The sequence below is a fragment of the Mesorhizobium xinjiangense genome (assembly GCF_009749525.1).
Taxonomy (GTDB): Bacteria; Pseudomonadota; Alphaproteobacteria; order Rhizobiales; family Rhizobiaceae; genus Mangrovimarina; species Mangrovimarina xinjiangensis.
In genome coordinates, this window is the sequence record NZ_WOAC01000045.1 from 1 (window position 1) to 12,577 (window position 12,577).

The window sequence follows — 12,577 nt, forward strand, 5'->3', positions numbered from 1 at the left end:
GCGCCGACAAAACCGACACCTCGTTCATTGCCATCATCCATCTCGCAGCCGCCGTCATAAATTCACGATGAATCTCAACAGGCCTTAGCGCGTTGTCGTCAGGGTCCGCCGCGGTCTGATTCGGCGGCAGGACGCCGAGCCGAATCAGGCCGATTTCCTGCCCGGCGATACATTTGCCCCGGTGCGCATTAGAAAGCTCCGATTCACGGGACTGTGGGGCTTCAGCGCCAAGCGCTCGTTGGCAAGCGCCTCGCCAAGCGAAGTCAGTCCGCCACGAATGGCAGCCTCGGCGAGCGTCCAGTCGATAATGTCGCGCTGCGCGTGACTACCGCCGAACGCGTTGGCGATGAAGCGGGCACCATGGAGGCGATACGCAGCGGTTTCGTAGTCGCCGCGCCAGAAAGCAGCAAATCCTTCCACCAGAGGCACTGCTGTCTGGTGTCCCCATTGAGCGGTTTCCGATCCTCCACAGCCGTTCCGGTAGGCACCGATGATCCGCTCCACATCGGCGTATCGGTCCGCACCGAGATAGGCCATGACCGCATGCCAGTCATTGAACGGATAAGTGCAGCCGTCGGCGTGGCTGTCCCAGATTGTCGCCAGTTCGTTCCATCGATCACCGACCTCGTGGCCGCAGAGATGCAGCCGCCACAAGAGCGCCGAGGCATCGACCATGTCGAGCACGACGGTGCTGCGGTCCTGCCGGATTGGCCCGTCATAGAGCGCGAAGATTTCGTCGACCTGCCCGAGGTCAAGATGATAGAGCGAGCGGTGCCACCAATTGTGGACCTTGAAGAAATTGTCGTCGCCGGACCAATGCGGCTCACGGGCAATCATCCAGCCGATGCCGTCCTCTGAGCGGCCCTGCATCTCCATCACGTGGGCGACCGAATGGTGGGCCCAGCAATCGAGCGGCTGCAGGTCGACCGCACGACGGCCGGCGTCTTCAGCCCGTGCATAGTCACCAGTCTCCTCGAGGCCGAAGGAATGCATGCCGAGCAGAATCGAATAGCCCGGTAGGTCGGCCGACCATTTCGGCAGGACGCGCGCGATCCTGTCGCGCAGGTTGCGAGCGCTGGCCCGGTAGAAATCCATCAGGTGTCCCGACTGCAGCGCGACGATGTCGTGCGGATAGATCGCATTGTGCCGGTCGAGTGCCTCGGCGGCCCCTGTCCACTGCCCTGCCAGGAGCATGTCGAGCGCAGCGACGTGCGAGGCCTCACGCTCCGAAAGCCGCAACGTCTTCACCTTTGTGACGATCGCCTTTGCTTCCTTCGTCGCGGCCGGCTCGGTCGCCAGGCCGAACAGATGCGCTTTCAGGATATGCACCATCGCGAATTCAGGGTCCACCTCGATGGCGCGGTCCAGCGCACCGACAGGATCGCCACGATAGATGTTGAAGGCCTCGACGGCCTCGCCATAGATTTCCGCGCTCTCGATTGTTGCGCCCGAAAGTACATTTCCCTGTTGGTCCGTAATCACGATTAATATTTCCTCTCAAATCTGGATGCCATCATCACGTGTCCATACGACAGTCGCGACTATCGGCTGCCGATTCCGTTGAATTGATGCTAAGCTAGACAAGTACAGCGGGACCGGTAATGGCCGATGCGCCGAAACACTTGACAGATCCGCCGCCTGTGAGAGGAGTGTTGTCTGCTGGACGACTTGTTGGACATGCTGCGTGCGATGCGCCTTACGGGAGGCATCTTCCTCGACGCGGAGTTCACCGCCCCGTGGTGCATTGCGGCGCAAGTCGGCCCGGAAGATTGTGTTCCATTCACGCCGGTACCGCAACACATCATCGCCTACCACTACATCATCGCCGGACACTGCCTGGTGAAGGTCGGCAATCAGCCGCCGCTATCGGTCGATAGCGGACAACTCGTTATCCTGCCGCGCAATGATAGCCACATCATCGCGAGCGCTCTGAATCTGCGACCGGTCGATGCCGAGCATTTGATCCAAGCGGGGCCAGACGGAGGGCTGGCGAAGATCGTACACGGCGGAGGCGGAGATCTGACGCAGATCCTGTGTGGCTTCCTCGGCAATGATCTGCCCTACAACGCCTTTATCGCGCTGCTGCCGAGCATTCTGAAGCTTGACGTTGCAGACGCCGCTTCCGGGGACTGGATAGAGAACAATTTTCGCTTTGCAGCAGGCGAGTTATCGAAGAGCCGCGCCAACTCGCCCACGATGCTCGCCAAACTCGCCGAACTTCTGTTCATGGAAGCGGTGCGCCGCTACCTGGCGTCTCAGCCGCCGGCCGTTAGCGCCTGGTCGGCGGGAATGCGTGATCCGATTGTCGGCCGAGCGCTTGGGCTCCTTCATGGACAAATCGCTCGGCGTTGGACCACGGAAGACCTTGCGGGAGAGATAGCGATCTCCCGCTCGGCATTCGCTGAGCGTTTCACGCGCGTCATCGGCGAGCCGCCGATGCGCTACTTGGCCCGACAGAGATTCGAGCAGGCCACTGCGCGATTGAGGGATTCGACCGACCCGATTGCAAGGATCGCCTTCGACGTGGGCTACGAGTCCGAAGCAGCATTTAACAGGGCGTTCAGACGTGAGTATGGCGTACCGCCCGCGAGCTGGCGTCGCGAGCACATGGTTGGCAAAGAGTGATCGGTGATCATCCGGCGGCGACCGAGATCGCAAGGTTTCGTCCACTCCGCCGCGCAGGTCCTGACGGAACCAGCTATGGGCTGACGTCGTCCATAACAGCTTTCACCGAGCTGATGCCGACGCATGAGCAAGTCATTTCGGAGTCAACACATGGCGGTGCAGAAGATTGGATTCGTCGGGATTAGATCCCGCGATCTGAAAGGGCTAAGGCGAATTCTCGAGGAGGGCTTGGGGCTGCGCACGACCGATGCCTCTGATCAACAAGTCGGCTATGATCTTCCCGATGGCACCCGTGTCGAAGGGTTCAGCGAATCCGAAGAGTTCCACAGCTTCTTCACTACAGGTCCAGTCGTCGGCTTCGCCGTCGACGATTTCGACGCGGCCTGGCTCAAGCTCAATGATATGCGGATCGAGTTCCTCACCGACATCCAATCAAATGGCGGAAAGAAATGGGTCCATTTCCGATTTCCCGACGGAACCGTTGCCGAACTCATCGGGCCAAGCTGAACGGCTTAGAATTCAGCCGATATCCTGCTTGAGCCAGCAGCAGGTATGGTCTTCATCGACTATTCGCCCGCGCAGAAACGGGAGGCTGCATGCGTCACTCAATGCGGTCATGCAAGCAGATAGCCAACTCCGCGGATGGTTCTGATAATCTCCGGTTTCGACGGGTCCGCCTCGATCTTCCTTCTGAGACGGGAGATGCGAATGTCGACACTGCGATCGAACGGCTCCCATCCCCGATCATGCGCGAGTTCAAGCAATTGGTCGCGATTGAGGATGCGCCCCCGGTGTTCCGCGAAGACTTTCAGCAACCGGAACTCCATGGGTGTGATGGCGATCTCAACACCCTCGTCATCGAACAGTTTGTGCGCTTCAAGGTCGAGAACGCGGCTGCCAAACTTGACGATCCGGCGTGGCGCCTCGTCGGACTTCTCAGGCGCCGCTTCCCTGACCGAGGTCCGGCGCAGCACTGCCTTGATGCGGGCAAGCAATTCCCTGAGATCGAAGGGCTTGGCAACGTAGTCATCGGCGCCGACTTCCAATCCGACGACACGGTCGACCACATCGGCCGATCCGGTCAGCATGATAATGGCGACGTCGGAACGTTCCCGCAGGTATCTTGCAAGTGACAGACCGTCCTCGCCGGGCAGGCGAAGGTCCAGCAAGACGACATCGACATGGTGCTGGTCGACGATCTCCCTCAGCGCCGGCCCGGCATCGGCCAGCGTAACCGCGTAGCCGTGATGCTGCAGGTATTCGGCGACAAGATCACGAATGTCCGCTTCGTCGTCGCAAACAACAATATGCGCGCCCTGCATCAATACATTTGCCGAAAAGGAGTTAGACGCAGCAAGATAGGCCGAATGGAACAGCAGATCAAATCAAATGCCGTCTCGCTCCGGTAGTTCAGCTGATCATCCGTGCGACGAAGGCTCGTAGTTCGTCGGGCCTCACCGGCTTTTCCAGATAAGGTCGCTTCGAAGCGACGAGGAAGGCCCCGGCATCGGGGCTGATCGTATCGCCCGTCAGGAATGCCAGCCGCTCGACGTCGGCAGGATATTGGCGACAGATATGCTCGAACAGGCGACGGCCGTCGATGTTCGGCATCTTAAGATCGCTCAGGATCAGCGAGAAGCTGTTCTTCTCCAGCAATTTCAGTGCCTCCTCGCCGGACCGCGCGACGACGACGTCGAAACCGTCAAGCGCAAGAACGTCGGCAACCAGGTCGCCAACCTCCTTTTCATCGTCAACGACCAGGCAAGTGAGCCCTGGCGGCTTGGTCCTCTCGATCACCGGGACGTCCCATCGTTCATCGGGATGCCTGGAGACCGGAAGAGACACGACGAAGGTCGATCCGCCGCCTTCGACGGACTCGATCTTTATGCTGCCGCCGTGCGACTGGACTACGCGATGGCAAAAGGAAAGGCCGATGCCCGTTCCCATTCCGATATCCTTCGTGGTGAAGAAGGGTTCGAAGATGCGCGGGAGGATATCCTTGGAGATTCCGGGTCCGGTGTCGGTGACCTTGACAACGACAAAGCCCGACTTCGGACGTAGCTTTGTCGAGATCGTGATCTTGCGCCGGCCTTTCCAGTTGTGCAGGGCCTGCTCGGCATTGACGAGCAGGTTTATCAAGACCTGGCTAATCTGGTCGGGGTCGGCCCAAACGGGCGGAAGGTCGGGCTGAAGGCTGAGGGATAGTTCGATGTCAGACGACCTAATCGAGTATCCGGCAACTTCCATGGCCGAGCCAATCACATCTTCTACAGCCACGTTGACCGTCTGGGTCGGTTGTTGGCGCGCCATGGCCAGGAAGGTCTTGACGATGCGCGAGCAACGCTCTGCCGCCTTGCCGATCTTCACGGCGCGTTCCACGGCCTTGGCGTCTGTCGCAGTTTCTTTCATCAACAAGGACAGGCCAAGGACAACCGAAAGCGGATTATTCAGTTCATGAGCCACGCTGGCGAGCAGGCTGCCGAGGGCAGACATCTTCTCGTTCTGGTGCAGATTTTCCCTCTGCCGTTCGAGCTCCTGTTGCATTTCGATGCGGTCAGTCAGGTCATAGGTGTGAGAGACAATGACCTTTTCGCCCTTGAAGTTGATGAGCCGCGATGAAATCGAGCACCAACATGGCTCGCCGTTGCGGCGGCGCAGTTGCGTTTCGAAATCGTCCACGAAGCCGTCGGCGAGCAATCTCTCGACATAGTGCTTCCGGTCCTGCGGGTTGACATAATAGTCGACGGCGGTTTCGGCCTCACCCAGCAATTCCAATGTCGCAGGGCTGCGATACAGCAACGTTCCGTCATGCGCCTTCGTCATCTGGATGTTGACGGGACATGCCTCCATCACCTTGCGCAGCAACTCTTCGGCTTCCTTCGCCGCAAGCTCGGCCTTCTTGCGTTCGGTGATGTCAACGCGGGTGACGACAAATCCCCCTTCGCGGGTCGGGCAGTTGGAAACGAAGAACCAGCCACCGTCGGTGTGCTGGAACTCCTGCTGGCGGAATTCGCGCCGATCCGTCGCCCTCTCCGTCAACCATTCATCGATCCTGTCATGTGGCACGGGAAACTGGTTGCGCTGCGCCGTGACACGTAGGAAGTCGAACCAATTCACCCCGGGTTCGAGCACATCAGCGCTTACGGCATGCATCTTGCGATACTGGCTGTTGGCCATGACGAGACAATCTTCTGCATCATAGAGCGCGAAACCCTCGGCGAGAGACTCGATCGCATCGATCAGCCGCTCGTGCGCCCGACGGCTCTGTTCCTGTGCAATGATCATGTCGTTGATGTTGGTCGTGTTCGAAACAATGACCTGCCTGCCCTGGAAATTGATCAGGCGCGCCGAGATGGAGCCCCAGAAGATGTCGCCGTCGGCGTCGTACTGGCGCGTACGAAAATCGTCGATGCTGCCCCTGTCCAGCAGAATGCCGATCAGAGTCTCTCGGTCCTGTGGACCCACGTAATAGTCGGTTAGTCGGGAGCGATCACCGTAGAGCTTGTTGCTGGCGGGATTGCGGTAGAGTGTCTTCCCCTCGACCGTCGACATGCGCAACGGCATCGGGCAGGCATCGAGGACCTGGCGCATCAGGGCTGTAGCCTCGCGTTCGGCGGCCTCGGCCTTCTTGCTCGCGCTGATGTCGGAGCGCGTCACCACGAATCCTCCCGAATCTGTCGGGTGGACGGAAATCGCATGCCAGGTGCCATTGCCAAGGTCGACTTCGTAGCGGCCCCTGAATCTGGTGTGGCTGGGAATACGTTCGTTGAGCCAAGCTTCCTCCCGGCCGATCGCGTCCGGATATACACCGCGGGCCACGGATTCACGCATGATCCGCGCCCATTCGACGCCCGGCCTGATGATGTCCCGGACCGCAATGTTCATGTCGCAATAGCTGCTGTTGCAAATGACGAGGCGGTGCTCGTGATCATAGAGCGCGAAGCCGTCAGGCAAGGCCTCGATCGCGTCTGCCAGCAATTGGCCTGCCAGCGCGTCATCAGGCTTACGATTCTTCTCTTCCGCATGCTCGGTATTCATCGGTGCCACCTCACGCGTGATTTACTTTCACCGGCTTAGGAACCCCGCGTTTCAACAGAATTTCGGCCAGGCACCGTTTTGTTTCAATTGTTTCAGGATATGGCAGGCACCTTGCAGCGGCACCCAGCCGGGTGTGCCCGACATTGAAATCCGGATCTTTTTGCCTCTCTCGACAGTCAACGATACCGAGCACCGGATTCGCCTTGAGATATCTCGTTCAAAGAGACTGGAAATGATATAATACAACTACAAATATGCAATTTTCCGAAGATTACAAAATCAATCAATCGTAATTATCAGATATTTCTTATATTTATATTTTATGTGATTTCTTTCACATTCGATACTTACGAACCATATGCACGAAATCCAGTGGAAACAATAGATACACTTGGCGCGCAAGTCAGAAATACAACAGAAATGTGGGTGAGCTAGAACGATCGGGTCGTCAAATAATGACGCCACGGTATGGAGCATTCACATGTCTGCATTGACGAATGATTCGATTCGGATCGGCTTCACAGCCGGGCTGGTCGTCAAATTCAAGGCGATCTGCCGCGCATATCACAATCACCAGGAACGCCGCGCTGGCGTGCAGGCGCTCTCGGTCATGGAAGACTACCTGCTCAAGGACCTCGGGATCGACCGCAGCGAGATAGTGTCTGTCGTCTACGGTTCGTCCGGCTCACGGAGACGAAATCATGAGGCAGAATAGGAGTTTGGCCGAATCCACATGCCCGCCGGTCCTGGCGCTGCACGCAGCGGCAAGCTCCGGCGTGCAGTGGGAAGGTCTCGCGGACTATCTGGGCGGACGCTACAGCGTGTTCGCCCCGGACCTTCCGGGCTACGGCGACGCAAGTTCGCGCGAAGCGGCAGACATAGCCGACACGGCGGAGCAATTGGTCAGTGCAATTGCTGCTAACGGCGGGTCAGCGCATATCGTCGGTCATTCGTTGGGCGCAGCAATTGCCTTGGAGATCGCAATTGCACGACCCGATCTCGTTTGCAGCCTGACATTGATCGAGCCTATGGCGTTTCAATTGCTGTGCGATGAAGACCGAAGCGACATGGAACTGTACCAGGAACTGTCCCGCCTTGCAGACAGCATGGTGGCGGCGATTGCGAACCGGAACCATGTGGCTGCGATGCAAGGCTATGTCGATTATTGGTATGGCGCCGGCGCGTGGAACAGGACCAGTGCGCAACTGAGGGCCGAGCTTGCACGAGATGCGGGCCGGGCTGCCCGAGATCTCGGCCGATCGCTGGTCAATACGCAGCTCGCTCGACGCTGTCGTGAATTGAGCTGTCCGGCCCTTCTTATGATGGCGCTGCATAGCCCGCTTGCCAGTCTACGTGTGACGGAACTGGTCGCACGAGCCATCCCCGCAGCCCGTCTGCTGATGATTCCCGACGCCGGTCACATGGCGCCACTTACCGACCCGCACGTGATCAACCCACTGATTTGCATGCACCTGAATTCTGCAAATCGGGTCGATGCTGGGGGCCGCTCAGAGAAATGGGCAACGATCGTCTACTAAGGGGACGGCGTCACCACTGACACCAACAGAACTCGCAAGCCGGCTGCACTGGACGAGCCCCGTGAAAGGCAACGTTCGCAGCTGATGCAATCCGTCTGGCAATAGCTCCAGCCAGAAATAATCGGAGCATCTTGGAGAAACCGAAATGTTGCAGAAATCCGATATCCTGTCCCGCATTCCCGAGCGGCTGCAAACACGCATTATCGATCCACAGCATTCAGCCTATGACGAAGCCCGCGCGCTGTACAACGGGATGATCGACAAGCGTCCGGGCTGGATCGTGCCCTGCGCCAATGTCGATGACGTCGTCGCAGCGGTCAACTTGGCCCGCGAAAACGACCTGCTGCTGGCCATCCGCGGAGGCGGTCACAATGGGCCTGGCCTGGGAAGCTGCGACGGTGGCATGGTCATCGACATGTCGCCGATGAAGCAGGTCGACGTATATCCCGCAACGCGCACCGTCCGCGTCGAAGCCGGATGCACGCAGGGTGATGTCGATCGCGCCGCAAGTGCCTACGGCCTGGCTGTGCCGGCGGGAATCGTTTCATCCACCGGCATAGCCGGCCTGACGCTCGGTGGCGGTACGGGTTACCTCACGCGCAAGCATGGCTTGACGATCGACAACCTGCTCTCGGCCGAAGTCGTCCTGGCAGATGGCAGCACCGTGACGGCGAGCGACCACGAGCATCCTGACCTCTTCTGGGCGCTGCGCGGCGGCGGCGGCAATTTCGGCGTGGTCATCAGCTTCACCTTCCGGGCACACCCGGTGACAAATGTCTATGCCGGGCCAATCTTCTACGATTTCGGCCACACAGCCCGTATCATGGCCTTGTACCGCGACTTCCTGCCTCGCGCGCCGCGCGAACTGGGAATGTTCCTCGGCATCAAAACAGTCCCTTCCTGCGACCCGTTTCCGCGCGATATCTGGGGACGGCGCATCTGCGCCCTGATCAGTTGCTACGAGGGCAGCCAGGAAAGCGGCATCAAAGCGATGCAGCCTGCACGTGATGCATTACCAGAACCGCTGATGGATGGCATGACTCAGATGCCGTTCGCCGATCTTCAATCGATGTTTGACCCGCTACTGCCTAAGGGTCTGCAATGGTACTGGAAGGGCGATTTCGTCGATGAATTGTCGGAGCAGGCGATCGCCGCTCATGTGGAACACGCCTCGAAGAGCCCGAGCGAGCTATCTCTGATGCATCTGTATCCCATCGACGGGGCCGTGCATGATGTGGCTTCGCACTCGACTGCCTGGAATGCCCGGCATGCGCGTTGGTCCATGGTCATTGCCGGCATCGATCCGGATCCGGCGAAGGCCCCTGAACTGAAACGCTGGGCCAGCGACTATTGGGCAGCGGTACATGAGCACAATCGACATGGCGGGGGCTATATCAACTTCATGATGGATGACGAGGGCGAGGGCCGCATCCGCGCCACCTACGGCGCAAACTACAATCGGCTGGCCGCAACGAAGCGCCGATATGATCCGGCGAACCTGTTCCGCGTTAACCAGAATATCCGGCCGTAGATAAAGTCCGGCGCGCCCGGACCCAATGCTTCTAGAGGACCGTGCGTAGCAGGCGAGAGCATTCGCCCGCTACGCACGGCTCGATGTCCTTGCCGAGGCGGCATTCAACCAAAGGCGGCCGTGCGATCGCATTGTTCAGATAAGTGTCGGCCGGCGACCTGACCTTCAACCCGAACTTCTCGGACTGGCTGATGGGATGGCCGATCGGATGGACCGCGCCCAGGCAGCCGGTAACGAAGTGGTCAGCTTGGCTGCGGCATATGCGTGGCGCACTCTCAAGGCTGCCCATCGTGGAGGATGGTGGTGGCGGGACTGAGTGAGCCGGGATCGATTCCCGTCAGCCGCTCCAGCCTGTTGACGGTGGTGTCTCAGGTCGAATTTCGCCATTGGGTGGTGGTTGCGCGAAGCTCTCCGCTACGGACCGAACGATTGCCGGAACATGATCTGCGAAGGCATCATACGCTGGTCCACGGGGCACCTGTTTCAAAATGTGAAGGGCCGTACCCTCTTCGGGTTCCAGATTGCACGCTAGACTTCTCCCTTCTGAAAAGGAGTTCCGATATGCGCGTTCTCATCGCTGTACTGATCGCCCTCTTCGCTATTGCGCCGGCCGCGGCAGGCCCTGGCGACGGCGGATGTGACAGGGCAACATCGATACACTCGAGCTAATCAAACAGCCGCCGAAATCGCTGCCACAGACGCGGTGAAACCTTCCCGAAAGGAAGAGGTTTCTAAATCTGATACACAGACGCCTGCGTCTTGTGTGACGGGCGTTCTGCGTTCAGCTGTCGGATTATCTCACGCCTAATTCAGCATGTGGACGTTTACCGTCGAGAGCCGATGATTGCTCCAGTGGCTGCTCCTCCTAGTCCGCCAACCCACGCACCTGTTGTCCCACCTATAGCGTTGCCTGCAATTGCGCCACCGCCTGCACCGATCATTGCTCCGGTAGCTGTCCGCATTTCGCGAGACGAGCCGCAGCCAGCGAGCATCAGTGCCACAAGAGATATGGCTAGAACTCGGATCATATTTTCCTCCTTACGGTGAACCGAACCGCTATTCGTCAAATGCGTCAGGAAATTGGCCTTTCTTCCTCAGGTTACCCCCGGGCCGCCGCCAAATCGGATTCTGGCGGCACGGCATAACCGGTGGCATTTGCCGCAGGCTTGGTGCCGAGATCCGTCCTAGCGCGCGTTCGCTTCAAACGGAAACGTTTGAAGCAAAGATATGCGCGCCAGCTCAATATGTTGGAGCATGTACCTTTCGCTCAAACGATTCCGTTTGAGCGGGACATGCTCTAGAAGCTGAAGTATATGGTGACGCCCGAACGACGGTAGTAGCGCGGATAGTGGTAGCGCGGAGCGTAGTACCGGGGCACGTAGTGGCGGCGATAGCATCCGCCATAGTAGCGACAGTCCCGCCGCACGTACCGCCTATTCGAGTGGCGATGCGACCGATAGTGCTTGCGACGCCATTTGCGCTTATGGACCTTTACGACGTCACTGGTCTCCACCTGTTCGGGTTTCGGCAAGGAAATCGGCGCAGCATTCAGTGGCATGGCGAATGCCGCAGCCAAGGTTGACACCATCACGGAGGACAAGAGCTTTTTCAACATCACGGCTCTCCCCTTTGCTGGCTGCCATACTGAGCCAACGAAGCTGAACCGTGGATGAACGCGGAAGGTACGACTAATAGGCAGACTGAATGGTGGGCCCGGAGGGACTCGAACCCCCAACCAAGCGGTTATGAGCCGCCGGCTCTAACCATTGAGCTACAGGCCCCACGGCGACGTGAATTAGTTGCTTTTGGCGCCCTGCACAAGGCCGGCAGCGTCGCCCCGCAGCATTCTTGTGACCGGCGAGGTTCAATCGGAGGCGAAGCCGGAGTTGTCCCGCCGCCGCAATGCGCCCACAATCCTTCCATAACGCCAAACCCTGAGGGACGTTTTTGCAACCTGGAGATTTATCGATGTTTCGAGCCATTGCGCCATATTTGATGACCGCGGCGATTGCCGCCGCCCCCCTCCCCGCGCTGGCCCAGAATGGCGGCGCCGAGCCGAGCCTCAGCGTCAGCGGTGAAGGCGAAATGGCGCTTGCCCCCGACATGGCGACGCTGACGCTCGCCGTCATGCGCCAGGCGCCGAGCGCGCGCGAAGCCATGACGGCCAACAACAAGGCGATGAGCGATGTCATCGCCGCCATGAAGGCTTCGGGCATCGCTGATCGCGACCTGCAGACGAGCGGCATTTCGATCCAGCCGCGCTACGAGCACCGCAAGAACGACCAGGGCGGACAGACCGCGGAGATCGTCGCCTACGAGGTCTCCAACACGCTGACGGTGCGCGTGCGTGAACTCGAAAAGGTCGGTGAGATTCTCGACAAGTCGGTCACACTCGGCGTCAATCAGGGCGGCGGCATTTCATTCGGCAACGACGATCCCTCCGCCGCCCTCACCGAAGCGCGCAAGCGTGCCGTCGCCGACGCCATCGCCAAGGCAAGGACGCTGGCGGAAGCCGCCGGCGTGGAACTCGGCCGCATCGTCAATATGAGCGAACACTCGTCCATGCCGCGCCCGGTGCCATACGCGGCAGTCAAGATGGCGGCCGACCGCATGGAATCGGCTCCTGTCGAGGGTGGAGAAAACACCTACCAGGTCCAGGTCAACGTCACCTTCGAAATCGGCCAATAAGGTCAGGATAGGCAATACATGATGGGGCGCCGCAGCAGCCTGCGGCGGCCCCATTGCTTGAGATATGCGCTAGCTAGTTTCTGTCCATAACGATAAATCGCTGAAATCATTGGAGGAATCGCGACATTTCCGCGGGAAAAGCCCGGCGGTTTCAGGT

At 59.2% G+C, this 12,577-nt stretch carries 11 protein-coding genes and 1 tRNA gene; 6 read left to right on the plus strand and 6 right to left on the minus strand.

Going from position 1 to position 12,577, the window contains the following annotated elements:
* Positions 1 to 144 precede the first annotated feature (144 nt).
* Complete coding sequence (locus GM909_RS25360; RefSeq protein ID WP_157020314.1) at positions 145 to 1,482, minus strand: tetratricopeptide repeat protein; 1,338 nt, start codon at positions 1,480 to 1,482, stop codon at positions 145 to 147.
* A gap of 195 nt (positions 1,483 to 1,677) precedes the next feature.
* Here GM909_RS25360 and GM909_RS25365 point away from each other — a divergent pair, with 195 nt between their 5' ends.
* Both GM909_RS25365 and GM909_RS25370 read left to right on the plus strand, forming a co-directional pair.
* The gene (locus GM909_RS25365; RefSeq protein WP_235912084.1) at positions 1,678 to 2,625 is read left to right on the plus strand and encodes an AraC family transcriptional regulator; all 948 of its coding nucleotides are present in this window, start codon (positions 1,678 to 1,680) and stop codon (positions 2,623 to 2,625) included.
* 150 nt (positions 2,626 to 2,775) lie between these two features.
* Positions 2,776 to 3,132: a VOC family protein gene (locus GM909_RS25370; RefSeq protein ID WP_157020316.1), complete on the plus strand. Its 357-nt coding sequence runs from the start codon at positions 2,776 to 2,778 to the stop codon at positions 3,130 to 3,132.
* Positions 3,133 to 3,239: 107 nt separating this feature from the next.
* Here GM909_RS25370 and GM909_RS25375 read toward each other — a convergent pair whose 3' ends face one another.
* Positions 3,240 to 3,950, minus strand: coding sequence for a response regulator (locus GM909_RS25375; RefSeq protein WP_157020317.1), 711 nt, complete (start codon positions 3,948 to 3,950; stop codon positions 3,240 to 3,242).
* 85 nt (positions 3,951 to 4,035) lie between these two features.
* Positions 4,036 to 6,663 (minus strand): PAS-domain containing protein, encoded by a 2,628-nt coding sequence (locus GM909_RS25380; protein ID WP_157020318.1) that lies wholly within the window; start codon positions 6,661 to 6,663, stop codon positions 4,036 to 4,038.
* Between the two features lie 481 nt (positions 6,664 to 7,144).
* Between GM909_RS25380 and GM909_RS25385 the strand changes: the two genes are divergently transcribed.
* From GM909_RS25385 to GM909_RS25395, 3 genes are all read left to right on the plus strand, one after another.
* On the plus strand, positions 7,145 to 7,378 hold the full coding sequence (locus tag GM909_RS25385) for a DUF1127 domain-containing protein (RefSeq protein ID WP_157020319.1): 234 nt from the start codon (positions 7,145 to 7,147) through the stop codon (positions 7,376 to 7,378).
* Complete coding sequence (locus GM909_RS25390) at positions 7,365 to 8,201, plus strand: alpha/beta fold hydrolase (RefSeq protein WP_157020320.1); 837 nt, start codon at positions 7,365 to 7,367, stop codon at positions 8,199 to 8,201. Before GM909_RS25385 ends, GM909_RS25390 begins: the two co-directional genes overlap by 14 nt.
* Before the next feature lie 145 nt (positions 8,202 to 8,346).
* The gene (locus tag GM909_RS25395; RefSeq protein ID WP_157020321.1) at positions 8,347 to 9,732 is read left to right on the plus strand and encodes an FAD-binding oxidoreductase; all 1,386 of its coding nucleotides are present in this window, start codon (positions 8,347 to 8,349) and stop codon (positions 9,730 to 9,732) included.
* An 824-nt stretch (positions 9,733 to 10,556) separates the two neighbouring features.
* Here the strand turns inward: GM909_RS25395 and GM909_RS26445 are convergent.
* From GM909_RS26445 to GM909_RS25410, 3 genes are all read right to left on the minus strand, one after another.
* Positions 10,557 to 10,760, minus strand: coding sequence for a glycine zipper 2TM domain-containing protein (locus GM909_RS26445; RefSeq protein WP_157020322.1), 204 nt, complete (start codon positions 10,758 to 10,760; stop codon positions 10,557 to 10,559).
* A gap of 269 nt (positions 10,761 to 11,029) precedes the next feature.
* Positions 11,030 to 11,347 carry a hypothetical protein gene (locus tag GM909_RS25405; protein ID WP_407941365.1) on the minus strand — a complete coding sequence of 106 codons (318 nt, stop codon included), beginning with the start codon at positions 11,345 to 11,347 and terminating at the stop codon, positions 11,030 to 11,032.
* Between the two features lie 90 nt (positions 11,348 to 11,437).
* A tRNA-Ile gene (locus GM909_RS25410) sits at positions 11,438 to 11,513 on the minus strand.
* Between the two features lie 187 nt (positions 11,514 to 11,700).
* On the opposite strand from GM909_RS25410, the gene GM909_RS25415 reads away from it, so the two are divergent.
* On the plus strand, positions 11,701 to 12,420 hold the full coding sequence (locus GM909_RS25415) for an SIMPL domain-containing protein (RefSeq protein WP_157020323.1): 720 nt from the start codon (positions 11,701 to 11,703) through the stop codon (positions 12,418 to 12,420).
* The last annotated feature ends 157 nt before the right edge of the window (positions 12,421 to 12,577 follow it).